Source organism: Rhizobium sp. UBA1881, from assembly GCF_002338015.1.
Taxonomy (GTDB): Bacteria; Pseudomonadota; Alphaproteobacteria; order Rhizobiales; family Rhizobiaceae; genus Rhizobium.
This window is the reverse complement of record NZ_DDHH01000160.1, coordinates 1575-27477: the sequence shown is the minus strand read 5'-3', so window position 1 is coordinate 27477 and position 25903 is coordinate 1575. Positions and strand designations below refer to the sequence as shown.

Annotated in this window: 25 protein-coding genes; 15 read left to right on the top strand and 10 right to left on the bottom strand. The window is 61.6% G+C overall.

The genetic code is table 11. The features are described from left to right. The 5 genes from B3605_RS19640 to B3605_RS19620 form a co-directional block, all read right to left on the bottom strand. On the bottom strand, positions 1 to 422 hold a 422-nt coding region (locus B3605_RS19640), incomplete at its 3' end, for an ABC transporter ATP-binding protein (protein ID WP_296435647.1). Positions 423 to 433: 11 nt separating this feature from the next. Then, positions 434 to 1222, bottom strand: a complete 789-nt coding sequence (locus B3605_RS19635; RefSeq protein ID WP_018897520.1) for an ABC transporter permease — start codon at positions 1220 to 1222, stop codon at positions 434 to 436. Beyond that, entirely contained in the window at positions 1219 to 2115 is an 897-nt protein-coding gene (locus B3605_RS19630; protein ID WP_112944332.1) for an ABC transporter permease, read from the bottom strand. Before B3605_RS19630 ends, B3605_RS19635 begins: the two co-directional genes overlap by 4 nt. Positions 2116 to 2192: 77 nt before the next feature. Continuing rightward, positions 2193 to 3296, bottom strand: a complete 1104-nt coding sequence (locus tag B3605_RS19625; protein WP_112944331.1) for an ABC transporter substrate-binding protein — start codon at positions 3294 to 3296, stop codon at positions 2193 to 2195. Between the two features lie 179 nt (positions 3297 to 3475). Next, positions 3476 to 4348, bottom strand: coding sequence for a MurR/RpiR family transcriptional regulator (locus B3605_RS19620; RefSeq protein WP_018897523.1), 873 nt, complete (start codon positions 4346 to 4348; stop codon positions 3476 to 3478). 179 nt (positions 4349 to 4527) lie between these two features. Here B3605_RS19620 and B3605_RS19615 point away from each other — a divergent pair, with 179 nt between their 5' ends. From B3605_RS19615 to B3605_RS19575, 9 genes are all read left to right on the top strand, one after another. Further along, positions 4528 to 5298: an N-formylglutamate amidohydrolase gene (locus tag B3605_RS19615; protein WP_112944330.1), complete on the top strand. Its 771-nt coding sequence runs from the start codon at positions 4528 to 4530 to the stop codon at positions 5296 to 5298. Positions 5299 to 5424: 126 nt separating this feature from the next. Then, positions 5425 to 6972 carry an amino acid permease gene (locus tag B3605_RS19610; RefSeq protein ID WP_112944329.1) on the top strand — a complete coding sequence of 516 codons (1548 nt, stop codon included), beginning with the start codon at positions 5425 to 5427 and terminating at the stop codon, positions 6970 to 6972. A 147-nt stretch (positions 6973 to 7119) separates the two neighbouring features. Continuing rightward, the gene (locus B3605_RS19605; protein WP_018897526.1) at positions 7120 to 8487 is read left to right on the top strand and encodes a glutamine synthetase family protein; all 1368 of its coding nucleotides are present in this window, start codon (positions 7120 to 7122) and stop codon (positions 8485 to 8487) included. 79 nt (positions 8488 to 8566) lie between these two features. Then, positions 8567 to 9049: a helix-turn-helix domain-containing protein gene (locus tag B3605_RS19600; protein WP_112973692.1), complete on the top strand. Its 483-nt coding sequence runs from the start codon at positions 8567 to 8569 to the stop codon at positions 9047 to 9049. Continuing rightward, positions 9042 to 9458, top strand: a complete 417-nt coding sequence (locus B3605_RS19595; RefSeq protein WP_112944327.1) for a type II toxin-antitoxin system VapC family toxin — start codon at positions 9042 to 9044, stop codon at positions 9456 to 9458. Before B3605_RS19600 ends, B3605_RS19595 begins: the two co-directional genes overlap by 8 nt. 16 nt (positions 9459 to 9474) lie before the next feature. Next, the gene (locus tag B3605_RS19590; RefSeq protein WP_112944326.1) at positions 9475 to 10860 is read left to right on the top strand and encodes an aldehyde dehydrogenase family protein; all 1386 of its coding nucleotides are present in this window, start codon (positions 9475 to 9477) and stop codon (positions 10858 to 10860) included. Further along, positions 10857 to 12008 (top strand): iron-containing alcohol dehydrogenase, encoded by a 1152-nt coding sequence (locus B3605_RS19585; protein WP_112973693.1) that lies wholly within the window; start codon positions 10857 to 10859, stop codon positions 12006 to 12008. The genes B3605_RS19590 and B3605_RS19585 overlap by 4 nt, the downstream gene beginning before the upstream one ends. A gap of 241 nt (positions 12009 to 12249) precedes the next feature. Further along, positions 12250 to 12963 carry a ParA family protein gene (locus B3605_RS19580; RefSeq protein WP_018897531.1) on the top strand — a complete coding sequence of 238 codons (714 nt, stop codon included), beginning with the start codon at positions 12250 to 12252 and terminating at the stop codon, positions 12961 to 12963. Positions 12964 to 13178: 215 nt separating this feature from the next. Beyond that, on the top strand, positions 13179 to 14282 hold the full coding sequence (locus tag B3605_RS19575) for a helix-turn-helix transcriptional regulator (RefSeq protein WP_162725089.1): 1104 nt from the start codon (positions 13179 to 13181) through the stop codon (positions 14280 to 14282). 6 nt (positions 14283 to 14288) lie between these two features. Here B3605_RS19575 and B3605_RS19570 read toward each other — a convergent pair whose 3' ends face one another. After that, the gene (locus B3605_RS19570; RefSeq protein WP_112944323.1) at positions 14289 to 15650 is read right to left on the bottom strand and encodes a L,D-transpeptidase family protein; all 1362 of its coding nucleotides are present in this window, start codon (positions 15648 to 15650) and stop codon (positions 14289 to 14291) included. 242 nt (positions 15651 to 15892) lie between these two features. On the opposite strand from B3605_RS19570, the gene B3605_RS19565 reads away from it, so the two are divergent. The 3 genes from B3605_RS19565 to B3605_RS19555 all read left to right on the top strand — a co-directional run bounded on the left by B3605_RS19565 (position 15893) and on the right by B3605_RS19555 (position 17585). After that, positions 15893 to 16732, top strand: a complete 840-nt coding sequence (locus B3605_RS19565; RefSeq protein WP_112944322.1) for a DUF4432 family protein — start codon at positions 15893 to 15895, stop codon at positions 16730 to 16732. Between the two features lie 96 nt (positions 16733 to 16828). Further along, positions 16829 to 17167 (top strand): TIGR01244 family sulfur transferase, encoded by a 339-nt coding sequence (locus tag B3605_RS19560; RefSeq protein ID WP_018897535.1) that lies wholly within the window; start codon positions 16829 to 16831, stop codon positions 17165 to 17167. Positions 17168 to 17243: 76 nt separating this feature from the next. Further along, positions 17244 to 17585, top strand: coding sequence for a RidA family protein (locus B3605_RS19555; RefSeq protein ID WP_047505852.1), 342 nt, complete (start codon positions 17244 to 17246; stop codon positions 17583 to 17585). Positions 17586 to 17631: 46 nt separating this feature from the next. Here the strand turns inward: B3605_RS19555 and B3605_RS19550 are convergent, their stop codons facing one another. The 4 genes from B3605_RS19550 to B3605_RS19535 are packed head-to-tail and all read right to left on the bottom strand — an operon-like array spanning position 17632 to position 22436. Continuing rightward, positions 17632 to 19290, bottom strand: a complete 1659-nt coding sequence (locus B3605_RS19550) for a thiamine pyrophosphate-binding protein (RefSeq protein WP_112944321.1) — start codon at positions 19288 to 19290, stop codon at positions 17632 to 17634. Then, on the bottom strand, positions 19287 to 20483 hold the full coding sequence (locus B3605_RS19545; RefSeq protein WP_112944320.1) for a CaiB/BaiF CoA transferase family protein: 1197 nt from the start codon (positions 20481 to 20483) through the stop codon (positions 19287 to 19289). Before B3605_RS19545 ends, B3605_RS19550 begins: the two co-directional genes overlap by 4 nt. 18 nt (positions 20484 to 20501) lie before the next feature. After that, positions 20502 to 21461 carry a DMT family transporter gene (locus tag B3605_RS19540; protein ID WP_112944319.1) on the bottom strand — a complete coding sequence of 320 codons (960 nt, stop codon included), beginning with the start codon at positions 21459 to 21461 and terminating at the stop codon, positions 20502 to 20504. 36 nt (positions 21462 to 21497) lie between these two features. Further along, positions 21498 to 22436 carry an alpha/beta hydrolase gene (locus tag B3605_RS19535; protein WP_112944318.1) on the bottom strand — a complete coding sequence of 313 codons (939 nt, stop codon included), beginning with the start codon at positions 22434 to 22436 and terminating at the stop codon, positions 21498 to 21500. Between the two features lie 155 nt (positions 22437 to 22591). On the opposite strand from B3605_RS19535, the gene B3605_RS19530 reads away from it, so the two are divergent. The 3 genes from B3605_RS19530 to B3605_RS19520 all read left to right on the top strand — a co-directional run. Continuing rightward, on the top strand, positions 22592 to 23326 hold the full coding sequence (locus B3605_RS19530; protein ID WP_112944317.1) for a ribonuclease T2 family protein: 735 nt from the start codon (positions 22592 to 22594) through the stop codon (positions 23324 to 23326). A 74-nt stretch (positions 23327 to 23400) separates the two neighbouring features. Next, complete coding sequence (locus B3605_RS19525; RefSeq protein WP_296435631.1) at positions 23401 to 25209, top strand: hypothetical protein; 1809 nt, start codon at positions 23401 to 23403, stop codon at positions 25207 to 25209. A gap of 134 nt (positions 25210 to 25343) precedes the next feature. Beyond that, on the top strand, positions 25344 to 25903 hold a 560-nt coding region (locus tag B3605_RS19520; RefSeq protein WP_296435630.1), incomplete at its 3' end, for an ATP-binding cassette domain-containing protein.

Below are 25903 nucleotides of genomic sequence, written 5' to 3'. Positions count from 1 at the left end.
CGCTGCTGCTGGCCGCCCGACATCTGGCAGGGGTAGCGGTCGGCCAGGTGGCCGAGGTGGATCAGCGCCAGCATCTCCTTGACGCGAGCGTCTATCTCGGCCTTCGGCTTGCCAGCGATCTTCAGGCCGAAGGCGACGTTGTCATGCACCGTCATGTTCGGGAAGAGCGCGTAGGCCTGGAAGACCATGCCGATGTTGCGCTGGTTAGGCTTCAGCGGCGCGATGTCCTTGCCGGCGATGCTGAGATTGCCGCCGGTCGGGTTCTCAAAACCGGCGATCATGCGCAGGACCGTGGTCTTGCCGCAGCCCGACGGGCCGAGGAAGGAGACGAATTCTCCCTTCTCGATGTTCATGTTGAAGTTCTTGACGACCTGAACCTGGCCGAAGGATTTCTGAATGTTGGTCAGCGAGAGAAATGACATGTCGAAATACCTTAAGCCTTGGCCGGGCGGGATCTGCCGATGCGCGAGACGAGATTGAGCAGGCCCATGCTGAGCCAGGTGATGGAGAATGCGATCACGGCGAGCGCCGAGGGCTCATAGGCCCTGTTGGCGCCGACCAGCTGCAGGTAGGGGCCGAAGGCCGGACGGCTCAGAAGTGCCGCGAAGGTGAACTCGCCCATGACAATCGCCAGCGTGATGAAGGCGCCGGATAGGATGCCGCTCATCACGTTGGGGAAGATGCACTTGAACATGATCGTCCACCAGCTGGCGCCGAGGCTCTGGGCGGCTTCGGTCAGCGTTCTGACATCGATGGCGCGCATGGCGGTATCGACGGAGCGGTACATGTAGGGCAACGACAGCGTGATGTAGGAGAAGACGAGCAGGATGTTGGTGCCCGTCGTCGAGCCGGTCATCGGCAGGTAGGAGGATGAATTATACATCCTCAAATAACCGAAGACGATGACGATGGCCGGGATGACCAGCGGCAAGAGCGTGATGAACTCCACCACCTGGCGCATCTGCGGCATGCGCAGGCGCACCCAGTAGGCGGTCGGCACGATCAAGAGCATGCCGAAGACGATGGTCAGAAGCGCCATCATCATCGAGTAGCCGAAGGTGGCGCGGAAGCGCTCGTCGGAGAAGACCGAGAGGTAGGCGTCGAAACTGTAGGCATCGCGGCGCATGCGCAGCGAGAACTCGATGGTTCCGAGCAGAGGCACGATGAAATAGGTCGCGCCGATGGCGATGGCGATCCAGGCGCCGAGTTTTTGAGCCTTCATTTCTGCCACCGTTCAGCGCGCATGCGCAGCATGAGATAGAGGATGTTGGACACGCCGGTGATGACGATCATGCCGAGCGCGATCGCATAGCCGAGGTTCGCATTGTGAAGGACGTCGCCGCGGATCTGCGCGTAGAGCAGGATGGGGACGATGTTGAGCGAGGAACCGGTCAGCGCATAGGCCGTTGCGATGGCGCCGAAGGCGTTTGCGAAGAGCAGCAGCGTGGTGCCGAGAAGGCTCGGCCAGAGGATCGGCAGGGCGACCTTGGTCCAATACTGGACATTGCTGGCGCCGAGGATTTCGGCCGCTTCGCGCCATTCCTTCTTCATGCCATCGAGCGCCGGCGTCAGGATCAGCACCATCAGCGGGATCTGGAAGTACATGTAGGTGATGGTGAGGCCGAAGAAGGAGAGCAGGTTGAAGCCGGTGCCGTAGAGGTTGAAGCCGAACCAGTCCCTCAGGAAGACCGTCACGAGGCCGGTGCGACCGAGCGTTGCGAGGAACGAGAAGGCGAGCGGGATGCCGGCGAAATTCGAAGCGACGCCGGAGAAGGTCAACAGCGTCGAGCGCACCGATGTCGGCAGGCCGCCGAGCACAACGGCCCAGGCGAGGAAGAAGCCGATCAGCGCGCCGCCGAGTGCCGAGGCGACCGAGACGCGGATACTGATCCAATAGGCGCTGAGGATCGATGGGGTGAAGAGATCACCGATGTTCTTCAGCGTGAAATTACCCTCGGGCGTCAAAAAGGCGCCGATCACAAGGTAGAGCGTGGGAATAATGAGAAAAAGCAGGGCGAAAATAATGAAGGGAGTAATACCCAGCCAGTCGATCACGCGGTCCTTGGTGATCAGCGGGGCCGTGCTCACCACGGGCGTCGTCGAAACAGTGCTCATTGAAAAAGCTCTTCTTGCGGCGTCGGAGGGGCAAAAGCCTCCCCGCGATAAGACGGGGAGGCCGGTTTCATGCTGTATTACTGGACGTTGGCGCCGACGACGCTATCCCACTTGCTGGTGATAGCGGTCTTGCCGGCTTCCTGCTCTTCGAGCGTCGGGAAAACGGCCTTTTCATAGGCAGCAGCCGGCGGCAGCTTGTCGAGAAGGTCCTGCGGGATCTTCTTGTTCTTGGCCAGGTCGTTGAAGCGGATCGGGTGGCAATAGCCCTTCAGCCAGCCGAGCTGACCTTCGTCCGAATAGAGGTATTCCATCCAGAGCTTGGCAGCGTTCGGGTGCGGAGCGAAAGCGGAGATCGCCTGGACGTAAACGCCGGCGTTGACGCCCGAAGCCGGAACGACGACTTCAACCGGCGGGTTGCCCTTGAGCGTATCGCGCCAGGACAGGCCGTTGTAGTCCCACGCGATGACGATCGGGGTCGAGCCCTGTGCCAGCGAAGCGGACTTGCCGATGACAGGAACGAGGTTGCCTGCCTTGTTGAGTTCGCCGAAGAAGGCGAGACCGGCTTCACCAGCCTTGGTCGCGTCCTTTTCACCAGCAGCGATGCCGGCCGCGTAAACAGCCTGGACAGCCTGGTTGGAAGCGCGCGGGTCACCGGCGAGAGCGATCGAGTTGGCGTAGTCCGACTTCTTCAGGTCGGCCCAGTCTTTCGGCACTTCCTTGACGATGTCGGTGTTCACGACGAAGGAGAGAACGCCGTAGTAATCGCCGTACCAGAAGCCGTCGGCATCCTTGGCGCTGTCAGGGATCGAATCCCAGGTCGAAACCTTGTAAGGCTGGATCAGGCCGTCAGCCTTTGCGGTCGGGCCGAAGGAGAGGCCGACGTCGATGACGTCAGGAGCCTGCGGGCCGGTGTTGCCCTTGTTGGCCTTGATGGCTTCGATTTCGTCGCCGGAGCCAGCGTCCGGGTTCAGTTCGTTCACTTCCAGACCATACTTCGCCTTGAAGCCGGCAATGAGGTCGCCGTAGCCGCACCAGTCGTGCGGGAGAGCGATCGTGGTCAGCGTGCCTTCCTTCTTGGCGGCAGCGATGAGTTCAGCGCTTGGCTCTGCGGCAGCAATTGCGGTTGAAGCCACAACAATTGCTGTAGAGAGCGAGAGCAGTCGAGAAAGATTAGAGATCACTGTTGTTCTCCTTCGGGTTTCAGTGTCCGACGATGCTGTTACTGACGTTACGTGAAGCTTGTGTGACAGTTGGATGACGCTATTTTTTCTTTGTATCGCGGGCGTTTGGCGAGGATGTTTCGATTGCGACACGTCCTTGTTTTCTGCCCGTTACATCTTCGCTGTCGTAATTGTCCCTCCTAACCAAGTTTGCGGAAGAGCCGCGTCTGTTCGAAAAGGCCTTCCAGTGTTTTCATGCGCTCCTTCGTTTCGTCCCATGTCGAGTTCTGAACCGCCTCTATAAGCGCCTCGACGATGAAAAGGGTGACGACGGAGCTGTCCCATGCCGACGGCGCCTCGATCTGCACGCGAAACGTATGGCGTGCCAGCTTGGTCGCGGGGGAGGCCCACTGGTCGGTGAAGATGATGATCTCGGCGCCGCTGTTTTTGGCCGCGGTCGCAAGGCTGACGAGCTCCTGCTCGTAGCGCCTGATGTCGAAGATGATCAGCAGGTCGCCGGGGTTCATGTTCAGGACATATTGCGGCCAGCTGCTGGAATTGGCCGACAGAAGCGCCGTATTGGGGCGAATGACCTGCATATGCGTGAAGAAATACTCGGCCAGCGCGCCGGTGATGCGGCCGCCGACGAAATAGAGGTTGCGCTTGCGGTCCGACAGAAGAGTCGCGACGCTGTCGAAGGTCGCGGTATCAAGGCCGGTCAGCGTCTGACGCAGATTGTCGATGATTGCATCGGCAAAGCGGTTGAGAATATGGGTTCCGGGCGCGTTGGACGCCCAACGGTCGTGCTTGGCGATCGGATTGGAGATCGTCGCCTCGACCTCCTGATGCAGATGCGCCTGGAAATCGGGATAGCCTTTGTAGCCGAGCTTCTGGACCATGCGGACAACAGTCGGTGTCGATACGCCGGCGTTTTCGGCAATCGTCGTGATGCTCCCCAGTCCTGACACAGGGTAGTTGTCCAACAGACTTTCAGCCAGCTGCTTTTCGGCGCGCGTGAGCACGCCAAAATGCGAGTGGATTACGTCTGAAACTGTCTTCGACGCAACGGTCACGCGATCTTGCTCCCCGGGATTGGTCTTGTGCCACTTTCCCACTCAAAGTTAACAACGCTGTCACAATCCATGTCAACCACTGTCATGAAAAGATTTTTTCAGTGTGTGCTTGACACTTGTGGAAAGCTGAAGAATTCTTTTCTTATAAGTATTTTATTAACAGTTGTGGTGGAGCGACTGTGGTGCTTGCTCGGTTGGAAGTGCTCGGCAAAGGGGAAGGGGAGTGCGTCGGGGTCGAAAGGCCAGACGGCACCAGCCCGTTGCTTATCGTCTGCGAACATGCATCGCGGGTTCTGCCTGCCAGCTTCGGAACGCTTGGTCTTTCCGAGGAGGCGCTCAACAGTCACATTGCCTGGGATCCCGGCGCTCTTGCTGTCGCCAGGGGCATGTCCGAGGCGCTTGATGCCACGCTGGTTCACCAGCGGTTTTCACGCCTGATCTACGACTGCAACAGGCCGCCGGAATCGGCCGGCGCCATGCCTGAGAAAAGCGAGGTCTACGACATCCCGGGAAATGCAGGCCTGAGTGCCGAGGAAAAGACGGCGCGCACCGAGGCCCTATACATCCCGTTTCATGACGCCATTCGCGCACTCATTCGTGAACGCAAGGCGCGGGGACAGGAGACCGTTATCGTCACCGTCCACAGCTTTACGCCTGTCTTCCACGGAAAGACGCGCGCGGTCGAGGTGGGTGTCCTGCATGATGACGACAGCCGGCTGGCGGATGCGATGCTTGCCGCTGCGGGTGAGACGACGCACTATAGAGTTGAGCGCAACGAGCCTTACGGCCCCTTGGACGGCGTGACGCATACGCTGATCCTGCACGGACTGTCGAACGGATTGCGCAATGTAATGATCGAGGTCCGCAACGACCTCATCGCAGACCCGGCTGGCCAAGGGGTCATGGCCAGCTATCTGACAAGGCTGCTCCAGCAGAGCCTGGACGCCTGACGACGAAAGATAAGACCCCAGGGAGCAGTCTAACTGCGATCCGCCCGCAGGCGAAAACGTCGCGGGCACTTTGGCACTGGATAATCAGCCGCAATTCCGCGGTTGATGGCTAAACAGGGGGACGTCATGTCCGATTATTCGGAACTCGACAAGAAGCAGGATGTGCACATCCTGCATTCCATGGGCTATGCCCAGGAACTCGAACGGCGCATGAGCTCGTTTTCGAATTTTGCCGTTTCATTCTCGATCATTTGCATTCTTTCCGGTGGTATCAATTCACTGGCGCAGGCAACGGCCGGCGCGGGCGGTGCCGCAATCGGCATCGGCTGGCCGATCGGTTGCTTCGTTTCGCTGGTGTTCGCCGTCGCCATGGCGCAGATCAGCTCGGCCTATCCGACGGCCGGCGGCCTCTATCACTGGGGTTCGATCCTCGGCAACCGCTTCACGGGATGGCTGACGGCATGGTTCAACCTGCTCGGCCTCGTCACCGTTCTCGGCGCCATCAACGTCGGCACCTATTATTTCTTCATGGGCTCGTTCGGCACGACCTATTTCGGCCTGACCGATACGACGACGGTGCGCATCCTGTTCCTCGTGATCATCACCGGCGCGCAGGCGCTCGTGAACCACATGGGCATCGGCCTGACCGCCAAGCTCACCGACTTCTCGGGCTACCTGATCTTCGCATCGGCGATCGCGCTGTCGGCCGTGTGCCTGTACTTCGCGCCGTCCTACGAGATCGGCCGCCTGTTCACCTTCGCCAATTATTCCGGCGAAGCGGGCGGCAATGTCTGGCCGGCAACGTCGGGCACCTGGGTGTTCCTGCTCGGTCTGCTGCTGCCGATCTACACGATCACCGGTTATGACGCTTCCGCGCATACGTCGGAAGAAACGGTCAAGGCCGCCCATTCCGTTCCGCGCGGTATGGTTTCCTCCGTGCTGTGGTCGGCGCTGTTCGGCTACATCATGCTTTGCTCGTTCGTGCTGATGCTGCCGAACATGGATGACGCTGCCAAGCAGGGCTGGAACGTGTTCTTCTGGGCGATGGACACGCAGGTCAATGCGACCGTCAAGGATATCCTCTACTTCGCGATCCTCGTTTGCCAGTGGCTGTGCGGCCTTGCGACCGTAACCTCCGTCTCGCGCATGATCTTCGCCTTCTCGCGCGACGGCGGCCTGCCGGCTTCCAAGGCGCTCGCCAAGGTCAGCCCGAAGTACCGCACGCCGGTTTCGGCCATCTGGACCGGATCGATCCTCTCGGTTCTCTTCGTCTGGGGCTCGTCGCTCGTTTCGATCGGTGACACGCCGGTCTACACGATTGTGGTCTCCTGCACGGTCATCTTCCTGTTCTTCTCCTTCGCGATCCCGATCACGCTCGGTCTCTTCGCCTGGGGGACTTCGAAGTGGGACAAGATGGGTCCGTGGAACATCGGCGAGAGCATGTACAAGCTGTTCTCGGTGCTCACCATCCTGGCGATGATCCTGATCTTCGTTCTCGGCGTGCAGCCGCCGAACGGCCCGGCGCTTTATGTGACCGTCGGCTTCCTGGTGCTGACCGCGATCGTGTGGTTCGGCTTCGAAAGCCGCCGCTTCAAGGGCCCGCCGATCGGCGAGGAAGTGGCGCGCCGCCAGGCCGAGATCGCGGCTGCCGAAAAGGCTGTCGGCGAAGGCTGATATATTCTTCCAAGACAGCGGGGCCGCGTCCGGCGGCCCTGCATTGCGGTTGACCGACATTAGACTGCGCAGTCCGGCGCGGCATGGCCGCACGGAGCATGCCGTTTCGTTGGCCCGATTTCAGTTTAAATTTATGGGGAGGTCCATATGAGCATCTATACTCTCGACGATCTGAAGCAGGATGTTGCCGACGGACGCATCGATACCGTGCTGGCATGCCAGGTCGACATGCAGGGGCGGCTTATGGGCAAGCGTTTCCAGGCCGAATACTTCGTCGAAAGCGCATGGAAGGAAACACACAGCTGCAACTATCTCGTTGCCACCGACATGGAGATGGAGACCGTCTCCGGCTACAAGGCGACCAGCTGGGAAAAGGGCTACGGCGACTACACGATGAAGCCGGATCTCTCGACGCTCCGGCGCATTCCGTGGCTTGAGGGTACAGCACTTGTGCTCTGCGACCTGCTCGACCACCACACCCATGAGGAAGTGCCGCATTCGCCGCGCGCGATCCTGAAGAAGCAGGTCAAGCGGCTGGAAGACATGGGCATGAAGGCCTTCATGGCCTCGGAGCTTGAGTTCTTCCTGTTCGATCAGACCTACGAGTCCGCGCAGGCATCCGGCTATCGCAACCTCAAGCTCGCCAGCGCCTATAACGAAGACTACCACATCTTCCAGACCACCAAGGAGGAAGAGGTGATGCGGGCGATCCGCACCGGGCTGCAGGGTGCCGGCATTCCCGTCGAGAACTCCAAGGGCGAGGCTTCCGCGGGCCAAGAAGAGATCAACGTGCGCTACGCCGATGCGCTCGCCATGGCCGACCGTCACTCGATCATCAAGAACGGCTGCAAGGAAATCGCCTGGGCCAAGGGCAAGGCGATCACCTTCCTCGCCAAGTGGCACTACAATGCCGCCGGCAGCTCCTCGCATATCCACCAGTCGCTGTGGAGCGCCGACGGCAAGACACCGCTGTTTGCCGACGACAAGGGCAAATACGGCATGTCGCCACTGATGGAAAACTACATCGCAGGCCTGCTCGCGCATGCGAGCGAGATCACCTATTTCCTGGCGCCCTACATCAACTCCTACAAGCGCTTCATGGCCGGCACTTTCGCGCCGACCAAGGCGATCTGGAGCAAGGACAACCGCACGGCCGGCTATCGCCTCTGCGGCGACGGCACCAAGGCGATCCGCATCGAATGCCGCGTCGGCGGTTCCGACCTCAATCCGTACCTCGCCTTCGCCGCTCTGCTGGCAGCGGGGATCGATGGGATCGAGAACAAGATGGAGCTGGAAGCGCCCTTCGTCGGCGACGCCTATGGCGCTCGCAAGGTGCGCGAAATCCCGCGCACGCTCCGGGCGGCAACCACGGCCATGACCAAGTCGAAGATGCTGCGCAATGCTTTCGGGGACGACGTCATCGATCACTACACGCGCGCGGCGGAATGGGAGCAGGAGGAGTATGATCGCAGGATCACAGACTGGGAGGTGGCGCGCGGTTTCGAGCGAGCATGAGATAATCGCAACACTCGCTCTGATTGTTGCGTTGGTCGCATTGTGCTAATGTGCTCCGGCGTTTCCAGAGGAGATCGACATGGGTGTGATCGACAGCGCATGGTTCTATGAAAAGCTTTCAGCGCGAGACGCTTCACTTCGCGACATGGCCCGGTTCATGGGGCTTGATCCGAGTGCGGTGTCGCGCATGCTGAGCGGCGAGCGGAAGATGAGTGCGGAAGAGCAGGACCAGATCGCGGATTATCTTGGCCTTCCGCTGGCGGAGGTTGCAGCGCACCGGCGTGGCGACGCCGCCGGCTTAGCCGAAAAGAAGCAGGCGGGCTATGAGGGCGGCGGCACAGCGCCGGTTTTGCCCGACGAGCCGCCCGTCAAGATGTTTACGGAGGACGATGTCATCTACAAGGATGGCAAGCGCTGGATGGAGCTGGAGGATGGAACGCTGATCGAGCTGCACCCGGCCTGGGGATGCATGAAGGGGACGCTGACCATCATGCCGGGGGTCGATCTGACCGCGCCGATGGATTGGGACGAGGAGTGGGGCGAGAAGCTTTACAATGAATAGCGCTTTTCTGCTCGATACCTGCGCCGCGATCTGGATGGCGAAGAGAGAGCCCTTGGCGGAAGGAGCGCTGGCCGCACTCGCGGATGCAAAGGCTGCCGGGAGACCGGTTTTCGTTTCGGCTGTGACGGCTTGGGAGATGGCGATGCTTTTGGCACGAGGGCGCATTAGCGAAACGAAGACCGCGGAGAGATGGTATAACGACTTCAGGCTCGAAGCCGACATCGACGAACAACCGGTGACCGCGAACATCTTCATGGCGTCCTGTTCCTTGCCGCAACTCGCTCACAAAGACCCGATCGACCGCATCCTGATCGCCACGGCGCGGGAGAACGACCTGACCATCATCACGCGCGACCGCGCGATCCTTTCCTATGGCGTCGCGGGGCATGTCCGCACGCTGGCCTGTTAATGACTGGAGTTTGGAAATGACTGTAATTCAATGCATATCGCCGATCGATGGATCGGTTTACGCCGAGCGTCCGGCGCTGCCGCTGGAGGCGGCGAAGGAGGTCGTGGCGCGGGCGCGCAAGGCGCAGAAGGCCTGGGCGCGGCGGCCGCTGGAAGATCGTGTCCAGCTGGTACTGAAGGGTGCTGCGCGGTTGAACGAGATGTCCGACGTCGTCGTTCCCGAGCTTGCCTGGCAGATGGGCCGGCCGATCCGCTATGGCGGCGAGTACAAGGGCTTCAACGAGCGCTCCAACTACGTGGCCTCGATTGCGGCCGATGCGCTGGCGCCGCTAGTTGTCGAAGAGAGCGACAAGTTCGAGCGCCGCATCGAGCGCGAGGCGCATGGCGTCGTCTTCGTCGTGGCGCCGTGGAACTATCCCTACATGACGGCGATCAACACGATCGCGCCGGCTCTAATGGCGGGCAATACGGTTGTGCTGAAGCATGCATCGCAGACGCTTCTCGTCGGCGAGCGGCTGGTGCAGGCCTTTGTCGAAGCCGGCGTTCCCGAGGATGTGTTCCAGAACGTGGTTCTCGATCATGAGACGACGTCGGCGCTGATCGCGGCCGGCAGCTTCAACTTCGTGAACTTCACCGGTTCGGTCGAAGGCGGGCGCTCGATGGAGCGAGCGGCGGCCGGCACGTTTACCGGTCTCGGCCTCGAACTCGGCGGCAAGGATCCGGGCTATGTCATGGAAGACGCCGATCTCGATGCGGCGGTCGACACGCTGATGGATGGCGCGACGTATAACTCAGGGCAGTGCTGCTGCGGGATCGAGCGCATCTATGTGCATGAATCGCTCTATGACAGCTTCGTCGAGAAGTCGGTCGCATGGGTGTCGAACTACAAGCTCGGCAATCCCCTTGATCTGGAAACGTCGCTCGGCCCGATGGCGAACAAGCGTTTCGCCAAGGTCGTGCGCGAGCAGATCGCCGATGCGGTCGGGAAGGGCGCGAAAGCTCTAGTCGATCCGAAGCTTTTCCCTCAGGATGACGGCGGCGCCTATCTCGCGCCGCAGATCCTCGTCAATGTCGATCACTCGATGGCCTTCATGCGCGAGGAGACCTTCGGTCCCGCCGTCGGCATCATGAAGGTGAAGAGCGACGATGAGGCGTTGGCGCTGATGAACGACAGCCAGTACGGGCTGACGGCGTCGCTCTGGACCAAGGATGCCGAGCGGGCAGGGCGGCTTGGTCGCGAGATCGAAACCGGCACTGTGTTCATGAACCGCGCCGACTATCTCGATCCGGCGCTGTGCTGGACCGGCGTGAAGGAAACCGGCCGTGGCGGCTCGCTGTCGATCATCGGCTTCCAGAACCTGACGCGTCCGAAATCCTACCATCTGAAGAAAGTGACAGCATGAGCGCGCATATCACAGCCAACTGGAGCTACCCGACTTCATTCAAGCTCGGCCGCGGCCGGATCAAGGAACTGGCGGACGCCGCCAAGAGCCTCGGTATGAAGAAGCCGCTCCTGATCACCGATCGCGGCCTGGCGTCGATGGCGATCACCACGAACGCGCTCGACATTCTCGAAGCGGCTGGCCTCGGTCGCGCGATCTTCGCGGATGTCGATCCGAACCCGAACGAGAAGAACCTTGCGGCCGGCGTCAAGGCATTCAAGGATGGCGGCCATGACGGCGTCGTCGCCTTTGGCGGCGGATCGGGCCTCGATCTCGGCAAGTGCGTGGCCTTCATGGCCGGCCAGACGCGGCCGGTCTGGGACTTCGAGGATATCGGTGACTGGTGGACGCGCGCTTCGGTCGAGGGTATCGCGCCGATCGTGGCCGTGCCGACGACGGCGGGCACCGGCTCGGAAGTCGGCCGCGCCAGCGTCATCACCAATTCCGAAACGCATGTGAAGAAGATCATCTTTCATCCGAAGTTCCTGCCCGGCGTCGTCATCGCCGATCCGGAACTGACTGTTGGTATGCCGAAGATCATCACCGCCGGTACCGGCATGGATGCCTTCGCGCATTGCCTGGAAGCCTATTCCTCCCCCTTCTACCACCCGATGTCCGCCGGCATCGCGCTTGAGGGCATGCGGCTGGTCAAGGAGTTCCTGCCGCGCGCTTACAAGGAGGGCACGGACCTCGAAGCCCGCGCCAACATGATGTCGGCCGCCGCCATGGGTGCGGTCGCGTTTCAGAAGGGGCTAGGTGCCATCCACGCGCTGTCGCATCCGATCGGCGCCGTCTACAACACGCATCACGGCATGACCAATGCGGTCGTGATGCCTGCGGTGCTGCGCTTCAACCGCGCCGTCATCGAAGACAAGATCGCGCGCGCGGCCGCCTATCTCGGCATCTCCGGCGGCTTTGATGGGTTCTACGATTACGTGCTGAAGCTGCGCTCCGAACTCGGCGTACCCGAGAGCCTCTCGGCGATGGGCATCAAGCCGGATCGAATCGATGAACTCTCGGCGATGGCGATCGAAGACCCGAGCGCTGGCGGAAACCCTGTCGCGATGACGCTCGAGAACACAAAGGCGCTGTTCAAGGACTGCTTCTGATACAAAATGCGGACCTGAGATTTGGCCCGGAAAGCACTACGCTTTCCGGGTCTTTTTCGTTGTGGCGCAGGGCGTTCAGGCGATGTGGCGAAGGCTGCTGCAAGAAATGCGGACCGGGATTTCGGATGCCTTGTTTAGATATTGTTAACCATGTTTGGAAAGGATGCAGTAACCGCACGATGCATCCCGATGTGCGCAACAGAGCGATCCCGGCTCGCGACATTTCCCCCGAGGAACGAACATGGCAGTCATCACATTTGCAAACACCAAGGGCGGAGCCGGGAAGACCACCGCTGTTCTGTTGCTGGCCACCGAGCTTGCCCGCAAGGGCTACCGGGTCACCATCCTCGATGCCGATCCGCAGCACTGGATTTCCCGCTGGCATGAAATCTCCGGCCACGTGCCCAACGTCTCTGTGATCGATTTCGTGACCTCGGCATCGCTGCCGCAGCATATCTCCGAGAACAAGCACAACACCGACTATTTCATCATCGACCTGCCGGGCGCCCGCAATCCGATGCTGGCAACGGCGATCGGTCTTTCCGATCACGTGCTGATCCCGATCCAGGGCTGCGCCATGGATGCGCGTGGTGGCGCACAGGTGCTGGAACTGCTGCAGTATCTCGACGAGAAGGCGGGTATCCGCATCGGTCACTCCGTCGTGCTGACGCGTGTCAACTCGATGGTGACGACGCGTGCGCTGGCGATCGTGAAGACGCTTCTCAACCAGCGGCAGGTGCCGGTGCTCGACACCGCGATCATCGAGCGTTCGGCCTTCCGCGATATCTTCGATTGTGGCGGCACGCTGCATACGCTCGATCCTGCGCGTGCCAGCAACCTCGACAAGGCGCGCGAAAACGCCCTCTGTTTCGCCGAGGAGATCATGCGGAAGCTGCCGGTGAGACTGCCGGCCGCGGCGCGGATGACCGGTCCGCTGATCCGCTCGGCTGCCTGATCATTCATTCTGTGATTGAAAATGCGCCCCGGTCCGCTGGGGCGCATTTTCATTGATGCAAGATCGGTCTCCTCGTTTCGACGCGACCATGTATCTCTGCATCACTGCCTGCTTTTCCCTCGGGTGGGTATCACCCGAAAAGGGTAATTTTCGTTGTTTCCAGAAGCTTTACACTGGTATCCTCGCCTGCGATGCGGGCGCTTGCCGGGGGAACAATGATCGTCGCTGAAGATACCTATGACAGTCTGGTCGACACCATCTACGGTGTAATTTTCGGCGAGGCCACCTGGGACATGTTTCTTGGCCGGTGGAACGAGATCGTTCCCGGCGGCAAGACCACGCTGTTCTACCACGACCCGATGCGGGCGGAGGGCGCGTCTCATATAGACAAGGGTTTCAGCGATGAATGGGTTGAAAGTTACTCCGATCATTTCGCGAGCATAAATCCCTGGGCGCCGGCCATGAGCGTGATGCCGATGTGGCGCGGATTCCTGTCCGAGGAGCTGCTGCCGCGCGAAGCGTTCGTCAAGACAGAGTTCTACAACGACTTCTGGAAACAATGCGGCGAGACCGCCATCGGCATGGCGCTGGTGAAGCGAGACGGCCGGATGTTCAACATCTCGAGTTCGATCGCAAACGGCGGACCTGAGGATAACAGGGTTTACGCCGATACGTTCACCCGGCTTGCGCCGCATCTGCACCGGGCGGTGCGCTATTTCGAGGCTGGAAAGGGTGAGAAGAGCGCGGATGAGCTCGGTGGCCGGCTGTTCGACGCGATCGGCGTCGGTGTCCTGCTGGTAGGGGATGGTGGCAAGCTGCTGTCGGCCAGCGCGGTCGGTGAGCAGGCACTGACCGAGGGGCGGTCAGTTCGGCTCGATCTGCAGGGAAAGGTCTGGCTTGCCGATGCCGACGCCAATGCGTGCCTCGGTCGACTGCTCTCGCAATGGCGTGACGGCGAGCGGCAGCAGATGCTTGATGTGAACGGCGTGAAGCTCACGCTTGTCCGTCTGCAGAAGAGTGCCCGCATTCAATTCTTCGATGCGCCGAGCATCGCGATCATCATCGAGCCGTCAGCCAAGCCCGTGGCGATGGACGTGCCGGGTCTTGGGGGCAAGTTCGGGCTGACCAGGGCTGAGATCAAGATCATGCAGGGGCTGCTGCACGGATCGTCGATCACCGATATCGCCATCGAGAGCAATCGGTCGCGCGAGACGATCCGCAGCCAGCTGAAGTCGGTGTTTGCGAAGACAGGCGTCAATTCGCAGTCTGAATTGTTGCGGCTCGTCTATTTCAACGAGCAGGCGCGCCGCAACAACTGAAGTTTATCAGTCTACGAACTCGACGGTAACGCCGGGCTTGACCATCTTGGCCAACTCGGTGGCGTCCCAGTTGGTCAGGCGGATACAGCCGTGGCTCTGGGTGCGGCCGATCTTCGACGGTTCCGGCGTACCGTGAATGCCATAGGTCGGCTTCGACAGCGCCATCCACACAGTGCCGACAGGGCCGTTCGGGCCCGGCGGGATGTTGAGGATCTTGTCGTTAGCGCCCTGCTGGAAGTTGATCTTCGGATTGTAGGTATAGCCGGGATTGAAGGCGACGCGCTCGACCGTGACCGTGCCCGACGGCGAGGGCGTGTCGGTGGAGCCGATCGAGGCCGGGTAGGCGGAGATCAGGTTGCCGGAGGCGTCATAGGCGAAGACCTGCTTCTTGCCCTTGTCGGCGATGATGCGCGCGACGCTACCGGTCTTCACCTCACCGGGATTGACCACCTTGATGATGGTGCCGGGGACGGTGAAGTCGGCGCCAGCATTCAGCTCCTTCAGGAAGCCTTCGTCCATGTGGAAGCGTTCGGCCAGAGCCTCGGTGACTGAGGTGAAGGCAAGCGAGGTCATCTGCGACTTGTGCGCATAATCCTCGGGGATCTCGGCGACGTAAGGGCCGGCCGCATCAGCTGGCGTGATCGTGTAGCTCACGACAGGCAGGCCGCCGGACATGCGCAGCTGCTCGAGGATCGCGTCGGTATTGTTCGGATCGAGCGTTTCGCCGGTCATCTGCTCATAGGCGTAGACCGCCTTGGTGACGTTGGCACCCATGTGCCCGTCGATGGCGCCAGGCGAAACGCCAGCGCGGTCGAGGAAGACCTGCAGGGCAACGATCTCGGATTTCGATTTGTTCTTCAGCGTGATGACGGGATCGGCCGGACGGGTCGGCTGGGTGACCTGCGGCTGCTGCTGGTCCGGATCGATCGATGCGTAGTCGCCGTCGTTCTGCGGATAGGGCTGATCCAGCTGCTGGCGATCGATCGATGCCTCGCGCGGGATCGCACCCGTGACCGCGCCACGCTCGGAATAGCGCGTGTCGCCGTACTGGTCTTCGCTGTAATACGGGTCGTTGTTGTAGACATCGCGGCCGTAGACCTGGCGCGAGGGCGGCGGCGGATAGTAGCCGCGTGAGCGCGCCTCTGTGGCGATGATGTTGCCGTAGCCGTCGACCAGCACGCGGTTGCCGGCGCGATCGCGCGTGTAGCCGCTGCCTTGAGGCATGTAATCGAGGATCTCGCCGTTCGGCGTGACGAAGACGACGCTGCCCTGGCGGCGATATTGTTGCGCGGACGCGTCTTGAACCGTTGCCGACATGGCCAGCACGATAACGGTCCCAGATAATGCCGATTTCAGAAAGCGATTCACGTCTTCGTATCCTTCAGTGACTTGGCGACACACACCCGCGAATTTTGACGCTAGTGTGGAATTTATGAAATCGTGCTGAACAAAAAATGAAAAAACCAATAAATTTCCCTTTACTCATAAACATTTGAGAGGGCCAGCTGGTTCCAATCAAAATCTCGTTGGCGGCGACGACACCTTGGATTGACGAAACAGCGGGTGCCGCCTAACCCTACGGAAGTTCATTTTGAGGGGGAGACGGGATCATGATGGAATTCGCCGCAGCGACCGGGCCGAAGCTGATGCTGGACGAGACGTCGCTGATGGATATCGGCGGCTGCGTGGTGGAGGGCATCGATATCGCGCCGAAGGAGGCCGTTCCCGATGACGGAGATGCGCGCATTTCGCATTCGGTGCAGGGCTTCCTGTTTACGTGCGGGCCCGACCACATCCGCCACCGCGAACCGATCCCCGGCCGCTCCGACGGCAAGGTGTTTCCGCTGCACGGCTCGGCCGCCGGCCATGCCGCCAAGGTGCTCTGGACGAAATTCGAAAACGGCAATGCGGAATGCCGCGCCGATATCGATATCGTCACCGTCGAAGGGCTGCCTGCCCGGATCGAGCGCCATTGGTTTATCGACGGCAAGACCGGCGAGGCGCATCTGAAGGACAAGGTGATTAACACCAGCGACCAGACCGTGCCGACGTTCCTGATGTATCATATGAACATCGGCGGCAAATGGTTCGACGAGGGCACGCGGCTTGAAGGCGCGATGCTTGAGAATGGCGGCTTCCCCTGGCGCTTCGGCAAGGATGGCGGCGATATCTTCTGTGTGGAAGCGCCGGCGACGGGGGATGGCCTGGCGGAAGTGCGGCTTGGGCCGATGGCCGCAGTCGGCGGCAAGACGCTGCGGGTGCGGGTGAAGGCCGATACGCTGCCGCATCTGCAGGTCTGGCGCAACCAGACGGCGCCTGCCGATGTGCTCGGCATCGAGCCGGTCTCGCATCGCTGGGTGCCGCGCGCGGAGCTTCAGGACGCCGGCGAATTCAACATGCTCAAGCCCGGCGAAAGCCGCGAGTACGGGCTCAGCTTTGCTTTCGTTTGACAGGCAATTCAACAAGCCGATTCAACCGTGTTGTGCGGTTGACGGCTTTGATCGGGCGGCGTAGTCATTCAGCCCACGACTTCAGGAGTATTTGCGATGGACATCCGCCAGATCGACGACGAATATTCGGTTTCCGGCCAGATCACGGTCGATGAGCTCGACGAGATCAAGGCCATGGGCTTCAAGTCCATCGTCTGCCATCGTCCGGACCAGGAAAGCATGGACCAGACCCCGTTCGCCGATATCGCGGCGCGGGCCAAGGAACTCGGTCTCGAGATCGCCCATGTTCCCGTCGGCCCCATGGGCGTGACGGAAGAGGCGGTCGCCGGCATGGTCGACGCGCTCGACGAATTCCCGCGCCCGATGCTCGGCTACTGCCGCTCCGGCGCCCGCTCGACGGCGATCTACCAGAAGACCCATCACATCCGCACCTGATCCAAGGCGCGGGCTGTAAAGTCCGGCGCTGCGCTTAGGTGCGGCGCCTCTTTCATTTCATGACAAGGAGAACACCATGAGCATCAAGCGTATCGACGCCGGCGCCCGCATGAGCGGCGCGGTCATCCACGGCAACACCGTTTACCTCGCCGGCCAGGTTGGCGAAGGCGCAACCGTGACCGACCAGTGCAAGGACGCGCTTGCCGAAGTCGATCGCCTGCTGGCCGCTGCCGGCTCCGACAAGTCGAAGATCCTGCAGACGCTGATCTACCTCTCCGACATCTCGGACTTCGCTGAAATGAACGCTGCCTGGGAAGCCTGGGTCGATCCGGCCAACACGCCGGCTCGCGCCACCAGCGAAGCCAAGCTGGCCGCTCCGAAGTACAAGGTCGAGTTCATCGTCACGGCTGCGATCTAAGATCGTCGTTATTGCGATTTTGAAAGCCGGTGAGGAGTTCAGCTTCTCACCGGCTTTTTGTTTGCGCGATTTCCGAGAGCGTGCGCGTCGGTGTGATCGCCTCGGGATCGAGCTTGATGTCGATGATAGCGGGCAGGCCGCTTTGGCGGGCGCGCTCGAAGGCGGGGGCGAAGTCCTCGGTCTTTTCCACCGTCTCGCCATGGCCGCCATAAGCGCGGGCAAGCGCTGCGAAATCGGGATTAGTGAGGCCGGTGCCGCTGACGCGGCCGGGATATTCGCGCTCCTGATGCATGCGGATCGTGCCGTACATGCCATTGTTGATCAGAAGCGTGATGAACGGCAGCTTGTAGCGGATGGCGGTGGCGAATTCCTGGCCGTGCATGAGAAAGCAGCCGTCGCCGGCAAAGCAGATCACTTCACGATCCGGAAACAGCGCCTTGGCGGCCACGGCTGAGGGGACGCTGTAGCCCATCGAGCCCGATGTCGGGGCTGCCTGGGTGTTGAACTGCCGGAAGCGGTGGTAGCGGTGCTGCCATGTGGCGTAGTTGCCGGCGCCGTTGGTGAAGATGGTGTCCGGGCGCGTGTTCTCTTCGATCCATGCCATGATCGGGCCCATATGGACGTCGCCCGGTCCCGTCTGCGGCGGTGTCGACCATGCTAGATAGGCTTGATGCATGCGCTCGGTGCGCTCGGCCCAGCGCGCTTGCGTGGGCGCCTCGAGATCGGCAAGCGCTGCGACGAAATCCTGCGGGCTGGCTGATATGGCGAGATCCGGGCGATAGATACGGCCGAGCTCGGACGGGTCTGGATGGATGTGGACGAGCTGTTGCTGCGGGTAGGGGATATCGATCAGCGTATAGCCAGAGGACGGCATTTCCGACATGCGGCAGCCGAGCAGGATCAGCAGGTCGCTTTCCTTGATCTCCCGCGCGAGCTCGGGATTGATGCCGACGCCGATATCGCCGGCATAGCCGGGATGCAGATGATCGAACAGCATCTGGCGGCGGAAGGAGCAGCCGACCGGCAGCCGGAAGCGCTCGGCGAAAGTCTTGAAATCGGCCACCGCATCGGCATCCCAGCGCGAGCCGCCCAGGATCACCATAGGGCGCTCGGCCTTCAGCAGGCGCAGATAGAAGTCGTCGACCTGGCTGCGGCCGGGATGGGCTTCGACGCGCGAGTAGCGCTTGGCGCGGGGCGCCTCGACCATGTCGCGCAGCATGTCCTCGGGCAGTGACAATACGACGGGGCCAGGGCGACCGGAGGTGGCGAGCGCGAAGGCGCGGGTGACGAATTCGGGGATGCGGGCCGCGTCGTCGATCTCGCCCACCCACTTGGCGTATTCAGTCAGCGCGCGGCGGAACTCGACCTCCTGGAAGGCTTCACGTTCGCGGGCATCGCGCTGGACCTGGCCGATGAAGAGGATCATCGGGATCGAATCCTGTTTGGCGATGTGCAGGCCGGCGGTTGCGTTGGTGGCGCCGGGGCCGCGGGTGACCATGCAGATGCCGGGCTCGCCTGTGAGGCGGCCCCAGGTGTCGGCCATCATCGCGGCGCCACCCTCCTGGCGGCAGACGATGACCTCGATGTCGCTGTCATGGAGCGCGTCGAGGACGGCGAGGAAACTCTCGCCGGGAACGCAGGAGAGGCGTTTCACCCCATTTGCCTTCAATGCCTCGACGATCAGTTCTCCGCCTGTCCGTTTCATTTGTTCCCCTCCCATTGGATGAGTTCCGCAAGCACCTCCTCCTGGTGCTCTCCCAGTCTCGGACTGGGCCTTTCATAGCTGAGCGGCGTCCGCGACAGGACGACCGGGGTCCGGACACCGGGAATGACGGTGCCGGCGCTATCCTCGAGATCGACGCGCAGGCCGCGCGCGACGATCTGCGGATCGTTGAACATGTCCTCGATGGTGTTGATCGCGCCTGACGGCACGGCGTTCGCCTCGCAGGCGGAAAGAAGATCGGCCTTCTTCCACTTCAGCGTTTCGGTCGAGACCAGCCGTCTCACCTCGTCACGATTGGCGACGCGGGCCTTGTTGGTGGCGAAGCGTTCGTCGTCGGCGATGCCTGGAAGGTCGAGGATGGCGCAGAGCCGGCGGAACTGGCCGTCATTGCCGATGGCGAGGATGAGGTAACCATCTGATGTGGGGACCACCTCGTAGGGCGAGATGTTGGGATGGGCGTTGCCGAGGCGCGTCGGCGGGCGGCCGGATATGAGGTAATTCATGTTCTGGTTGGCAAGCACCGCCGACTGGACATCGAGCAAGGCCATGTCGACCAGCTGGCCTTCGCCCGTCTTCAGGGCGTGGATGAGGGCTGCCTCGATCGCCGAGACCGCGTAGATGCCGGTGAAGATATCGGCGATGGCGACGCCCGCCTTCATCGGCTGTCCGTCGGGCTCGCCCGTGATCGACATGAAGCCGGACATGCCCTGGACGATGTAGTCGTAGCCTGCGAGGCCTGCATAGGGGCCGGTCTGGCCGAAGCCGGTGATCGAGCAATAGACGAGCTTGGGATTGATCTTGCGCAGGCTCTCGTAGTCGAGCCCGTATTTGACGAGGCCGCCGAGTTTGAAGTTTTCGATGACGACATCGGCGGTGGCGACCAGCCGGCGGACCAGCGCCTGGCCTTCCTCGCTGCGGAGATCGGCCGTTATCGAGCGCTTGCCGCGATTGGCGGCGTGGTAATAGGCGGCCGAGAGGTTTTCGCCATCGGCACCCTCGACGAAGGGGGGACCCCAGTGCCTCGTGTCGTCGCCGCCATCCGGATTTTCGACCTTTATCACGTCGGCGCCGAGATCAGCCAGCATCTGGCCGGCCCAGGGGCCGGCGAGCACGCGCGCGAGTTCGATGACACGAATGCCTGCGAGCGGCGCTCTGTTAGGCTCAGTCTGCGTCATGTTCCTCCCACGATCAGATCAGGGTGCCCGCGTCTCCTCAGATGTATCGGATACGGGCTTCGATGCAAAGCGCCGCTCGCGCCAGATGATGTAGAAGCCGGAGCCCATGATGATAGATATGCCGAGCCATTTCAGCGCATCCGGGAAATCGCCGAACACCAGCCAGGCGAAGGCCGTGGCCGAGACGATCTCGAAATATTGCAGCGGGGCGAGCGTCGAAGCGGGCGCCGAGCGGTAGGCGTAAACGCCGAAGATGCCGGCGATCGCGGCGGAGACGCCGACGCCGAGCAGATAGAGCCAGGCGCGGGTGTCGGGGATCACAGGATCGAGCACGTCGGAGCCGCTGCCCCGGCCGAGATAGAGCAGGATGGCGCAGATCAGCAGGCCCCAGAGGCCCATGTGGAACTGCATGACCCACGGATCCTCACGCTGCGCCAGCGCCCGGTTCATCATGGCGGAGATGGCGATGCAGACCGCGCTGACGACGGGCAGCAGCGCGACGTATCCGACCTCCTGGAAGCTCGGCTGGATGATGAGGATCGCCCCGAAGAAGCCGACGCCGCAGGCCGTATAACGCCGCCAGCCGATCTTTTCCTTGAGGAAGATGCTGCTCAGGATCGTCAGGATGATCGGCTCGACGAAGAAGATGGCGATGGCATCGGCGACCGCCATGTATTTCAGCGTGGTGACGAAGGAGATCATCGAGACGGTGATGATGGCGCCGCGGATGGCGTGGAAGAAGCTCTGCTTCCAGGTGATCTCGGTGAGGTTGTGCCGCCAGAGCACGATGGGCAGCATGCAGAGGGCCTGCACGCCGAAGCGCGCCGCGGTGATCTGGGCTGATGGGACCGTGGTGATGGCAAGCTTGGAGAAGATGTCGATGATGGGCGACAGCAGCACCGAGACGAACATCAGGATCAGTCCCAACATCACTTCCGATGGGGTGTTGCTGGTGCCGGGTGCCGCGTTGCTGCTCATGACGGAATTCTCTGATTTTGGGGTAGGGGAGCGGGATCAGCCGTTCACGGGACGAGCGGTTGCCTGATCGCACCAATCGGCGAATGCCGATATGGCTGCGTCGGCGCCGATCTCGTTCAAGGTCTCGTGGCGCATGTCTTGATATATCTCAGTGCTAATACGGGAGAAACCGTGGGTTTTCAGATGGTTTGACAGCCAGAGGATGGCTTTTCCATTCTCCGTCGCCGGATCCTGGCCGCCGCCGACCAGATGGATCGGCGTTTCGGTCGGCAGGCGGGCGAGATGTTCTTTCTGCGGCGCCCGGAAGGTGAGCTCGAAAAGGTCGAGCCACAGCGAAACGGAGGCGCCGAAGCCGCAGAGCGGATCGGCCACATACTTGTCGACTTCAGCGGGATCTCGCGACAGCCAGTCGAAATCCGTGCGGCGGTTGGCGACCGATTTCGCCCAGGTGCCGAAAGTCAGCTTCGGCAGCAGGTCGCTCGGGACGTCGGAGCCCTTCAACGCGCGCTCGATCAGGAGGATCGCCTGCGCGGCGCGGCCGGCGAGGCCGGGATTGAAGTTCGAGTTCCAGACGGCGACGGCATCGAATTTTCGCGGATAGGTGACGGCCGCGTTGAGCGCGATCAGCCCGCCCATGGAGTGGCCGAAGAGGATGATCGGCAGGCCCGGATGTTCGGTCGCGGCCTCGTCGCGCATCGCCTCGATATCGTCGACGACGTAGCTCGCGCCATTACGCCTTGCGAAGCGGCCGATCGGCGCGTCCGGCGCGGTGGTCTCGCCGTGGCCGCGATGGTCGTGGGCGTAGACATGATAGCCGCGCGCGGCCATCGCTTGCGCAAAGCGCTGGTAGCGTTTCGAGTGCTCGGCCAGTCCATGACTGATCAGCAAAATGCCGCGCTCAGTGCCCTCGGGCTGCTGATAGTGATAGGCCAGTGAAGCGCCCGCATGGTCGAGGCGCCGGGTTTCTGAAAACATGATTTCCTCCGTGGCGGGAGAAGACCAGAACATCCGCCAAATGCAACAGGCGGGATAGGTTGTGCCGGAGATTTTCGCTTGCCTCGTTTTGCCGCTTGCCTGCCGATGCGTCGCGTGCTTTGATGTTCATGAATTGTTCTTTCGTGGGGATGGGTATGGGCAATCTCGGTTTTCGCGTCATCGCATTGTTCCTGTTGTCGATCGTGGCCGGCTCGGCTTTTGCGCAGGAGGGCGGCGGGCGCACGCGCTTCATTCTCGCGGCCAGCTGGCAACCGGCCTTCTGCCAGACCAACCAGCGCAAGGCCGAATGCGCCAGCCAGAGCAGCGACCGCTACGACGCCAAGAACTTCTCGCTGCACGGGCTCTGGCCGATGCGCAAGGATTATTGCGGCGTCTCCGACGCTGATCGCTCCGCCGACAAGGGTGGCGACTGGAGGGACCTGCCGGAGGTAAAACTCTCGGCCGAGACGAAGGCATCGCTCGACAAGGTCATGCCCGGCACGCAATCGGCGCTTGAGCGCCATGAATGGATCAAGCACGGCACCTGCACCGGCATGAGCGCCGACGCCTACTTCGCCGATGCCGTGCGGCTGATCGAGGACCTGAACGAATCCGCCGTCCAGGAGCTCTTCGCCGCCAATATCGGCAAGTCACTGACTGGGGACGCGATCAAGGCGGCGTTCGACAAGAGCTTCGGCCCAGGCGCCGGCGACCGGGTGAAGATGAGCTGCCGCCGCGCCGGCAACAGCCGCGTCATCAGCGAACTGACGATCGGTCTCTCCGCCGATGCGACGGATGGGAAGGGCAGGGATCTCGGCGATCTCATCCAGGGAGCGGGCCGGACCTCGTTCGGCTGCAACGAGGGCATTGTCGACGCGGCGGGATTTTGAGGTCGTAGCACAATCTCAATTTTTGACGTCTATCGTCTCGGGCTGGCGGTGACCAACAGCTCGAGTGACGACCGATGTCCGACATAGTTGCATCTGAAAGCGATCAGGCCGCTGCAAGCGAGATGCCACTGTGGCGAATGTTTCTGGTCGTCTATGCGACCGCCTTGGCGATGGTGCTGTTCGATGCCGCCGATGGCATACTGTTTGTTGGCGATATCGACGATCAGTTGCGGGAACTTCAGATCCGTCACCTGATGTCCCCGCAGGGGCATTGGTTCGATCTTTCGCTGCCCTTCATCTCGATGCCGGCGATCTACGTCTCGCCATGGTCGCGGCTGGTCGATCTTCCTTACGTTGCAATCGCCTGGTTGCTGCAGACCTTCATGCCGACCGCGCAGGGGCTTTCCGTTGCCTTTCAGGTCTGGCCGCCGATGATGCTGTCGATCTGCTGCCTGCTGGTTGCGGCGACCGCAAGGCGCCTGCTTGCGGGGTTCGTGATAAGTGAGACGGCGCTCACGCTGTCGCTCATGATCGCGACCGTCCTGATGAGCATAGGCGTTGCCGAGTTTTCGCCCGGACGCATCGATCACCATAACGTGCAGATCGTTGCCCTCCTGATGATCGTCGCAGGGCTTGTGCGATGGGATCGGGCAGGCGGGCTGATGATCGGTGCGGGTGCGGCGATCTCGACGGTGATCGGCCTGGAATGCTTGCCGTTCGTCGTCATCGCCTATGGCGGGCTCGTTCTCTGCTACATTTGCAACGTCGCCGGGGTTCGCGCCGTCCTCGTTGCTTCATCCGTTTCGATGGCGAGCGTGACGCTTCTCTCCGCCATGGCGTTCATCGGCCCCGCTGGTGCGGTTTCGACGCAATGCGATGCCTTCTCGGCTCCCTATATCTTTCTGTTGTGTGGATTTGCCGCCATTCTTGGTGCATGCGCAGCGATCCAGCGTGATCGCTCCGGTCCGCTTCAGCGGCTGCTGGCGCTGGCAATTCCCGCTGGCGCTCTGCTGATCGCCGCCGCCTTCTTCTTTCCATCCTGCATGTCGGGACCATACGGCATCATCGATCCACTCTCGCGCGAGCTGTGGTTCGAGCGGATCTGGCAAGAGAAGAGCATCCTGTATTTCTATCAAAACGACCGACGTGACCTGTTGGTGCTCCTTGCATTGACGGCCGCCATTGCCGCCTTTGTCGGGCCGGTTGTCCGCTTCAGAATGCGGGAGCGGTCTTTCGGACCGGCCATTGCCTATCTCATGGCGCTGGGCGCGCTGATCCTGACCGTCTTCGTGACGCGCAACATTCGCTTTCCCATCGCGTTGATGCCGGTCTTCCTGCCTGCCGTGATCGCGACGATGACGATAAAATTACCGGCTTTCGATAGGGCTTATCGGCTTTCCGGGGTCGCCGTTGCTGCCATTGCCGTAGCGCTTTGCTTGTCCTTCGTACTGCTCCGGTCGTCCGAGCACACATTCGACGAGGTTGACTACATGACGGCGAGCGAATGCGCGGGGCAGGATTTCTCCGTGCTTGATGCCGTCCCACCCGGACGAGTAGCGGTGCCGCAAGGGATCGCGCTGCCGCTCATCATGGCGGCGCCATCGGGCTTTTCGGTCGCCGCCATGCCGTTCCATCGTGCCTCGCCGGGAATGAAGCGGATGTTCCAGGCGTTCATGACCTCCCACCCGCAGCTGCGCCGCGAAGCGCTGGCGCCTTTCGACTATGTCGCCGTGTGCCGCTTCCCCCTCGAAGCCGATCCGAAGCAGGCGCCGCTTTATGCCGCATTGGCGCGTGGGGATGGCTGGCCTGGCTTGGAGCGGATCGCTTCGCCCGCCCGCAGTGATTTCCAGCTTTTCCGGATCGATCATGCCGCATTGCGGTAGAGCGGGCTGATTTTGAGCCGCAAACTGCGGGTGATCTGCGACAAAGCGGGTGGATTTTGCCGCTGGCGCGTTGCCCCCGGGCGCCAATTCGCCTACATAGCGGCAAACCAATTTCCCCCGGAGCAGAATTACCGATGGCACGTCAGTTCATCTACCACATGTCGGGACTGAACAAGTCCTACGGCGCCAAGAAGATCCTCGAAAACGTCAACCTGTCGTTCTACCCGGATGCCAAGATCGGTATCCTCGGCCCGAACGGCGCCGGTAAGTCGACCGTGCTGCGCATCATCGCCGGCCAGGACAAGGAATTCACCGGTGAAGCCTGGCTCGCCGAAGGTGCGACCGTCGGCTATCTTGAGCAGGAGCCGCATCTCGATCCGGCCAAGAACGCATTCGAGAACGTCATGGAAGGCGTGGCCGACAAGCAGGCCGTGCTCGACCGCTACAACGAACTGATGATGAACTATTCCGACGAGACCGCCGACGAAGGCGCCAAGCTCCAGGACATCATCGACAGCCAGAACCTCTGGGACCTCGAACAGCAGGTCGAGATGGCGATGGAAGCACTGCGCTGCCCGCCGAAGGACGCCGACGTCACGCTGCTTTCAGGTGGTGAGCGTCGCCGTATCGCGCTTTGCCGCCTGCTGCTCTCGCAGCCGGACCTGCTGCTCCTCGACGAACCGACCAACCACCT

What these genes read in the sequence shown, in the direction of transcription:
- B3605_RS19635 (WP_018897520.1), bottom strand. Translation starts at nt 1,222, where the DNA reads ATGAAGGCTCAAAAACTCGGCGCCTGGATCGCCATCGCCATCGGCGCG.
- B3605_RS19530 (WP_112944317.1), top strand. Translation starts at nt 22,592, where the DNA reads ATGGGCAATCTCGGTTTTCGCGTCATCGCATTGTTCCTGTTGTCGATC.
- B3605_RS19580 (WP_018897531.1), top strand. Translation starts at nt 12,250, where the DNA reads ATGGCAGTCATCACATTTGCAAACACCAAGGGCGGAGCCGGGAAGACC.
- B3605_RS19560 (WP_018897535.1), top strand. Translation starts at nt 16,829, where the DNA reads ATGGACATCCGCCAGATCGACGACGAATATTCGGTTTCCGGCCAGATC.
- B3605_RS19555 (WP_047505852.1), top strand. Translation starts at nt 17,244, where the DNA reads ATGAGCATCAAGCGTATCGACGCCGGCGCCCGCATGAGCGGCGCGGTC.
- B3605_RS19575 (WP_162725089.1), top strand. Translation starts at nt 13,179, where the DNA reads ATGATCGTCGCTGAAGATACCTATGACAGTCTGGTCGACACCATCTAC.
- B3605_RS19590 (WP_112944326.1), top strand. Translation starts at nt 9,475, where the DNA reads ATGACTGTAATTCAATGCATATCGCCGATCGATGGATCGGTTTACGCC.
- B3605_RS19605 (WP_018897526.1), top strand. Translation starts at nt 7,120, where the DNA reads ATGAGCATCTATACTCTCGACGATCTGAAGCAGGATGTTGCCGACGGA.
- B3605_RS19610 (WP_112944329.1), top strand. Translation starts at nt 5,425, where the DNA reads ATGTCCGATTATTCGGAACTCGACAAGAAGCAGGATGTGCACATCCTG.
- B3605_RS19630 (WP_112944332.1), bottom strand. Translation starts at nt 2,115, where the DNA reads ATGAGCACTGTTTCGACGACGCCCGTGGTGAGCACGGCCCCGCTGATC.
- B3605_RS19600 (WP_112973692.1), top strand. Translation starts at nt 8,567, where the DNA reads ATGGGTGTGATCGACAGCGCATGGTTCTATGAAAAGCTTTCAGCGCGA.
- B3605_RS19585 (WP_112973693.1), top strand. Translation starts at nt 10,857, where the DNA reads ATGAGCGCGCATATCACAGCCAACTGGAGCTACCCGACTTCATTCAAG.
- B3605_RS19545 (WP_112944320.1), bottom strand. Translation starts at nt 20,483, where the DNA reads ATGACGCAGACTGAGCCTAACAGAGCGCCGCTCGCAGGCATTCGTGTC.
- B3605_RS19550 (WP_112944321.1), bottom strand. Translation starts at nt 19,290, where the DNA reads ATGAAACGGACAGGCGGAGAACTGATCGTCGAGGCATTGAAGGCAAAT.
- B3605_RS19535 (WP_112944318.1), bottom strand. Translation starts at nt 22,436, where the DNA reads ATGTTTTCAGAAACCCGGCGCCTCGACCATGCGGGCGCTTCACTGGCC.
- B3605_RS19525 (WP_296435631.1), top strand. Translation starts at nt 23,401, where the DNA reads ATGTCCGACATAGTTGCATCTGAAAGCGATCAGGCCGCTGCAAGCGAG.
- B3605_RS19540 (WP_112944319.1), bottom strand. Translation starts at nt 21,461, where the DNA reads ATGAGCAGCAACGCGGCACCCGGCACCAGCAACACCCCATCGGAAGTG.
- B3605_RS19565 (WP_112944322.1), top strand. Translation starts at nt 15,893, where the DNA reads ATGATGGAATTCGCCGCAGCGACCGGGCCGAAGCTGATGCTGGACGAG.
- B3605_RS19595 (WP_112944327.1), top strand. Translation starts at nt 9,042, where the DNA reads ATGAATAGCGCTTTTCTGCTCGATACCTGCGCCGCGATCTGGATGGCG.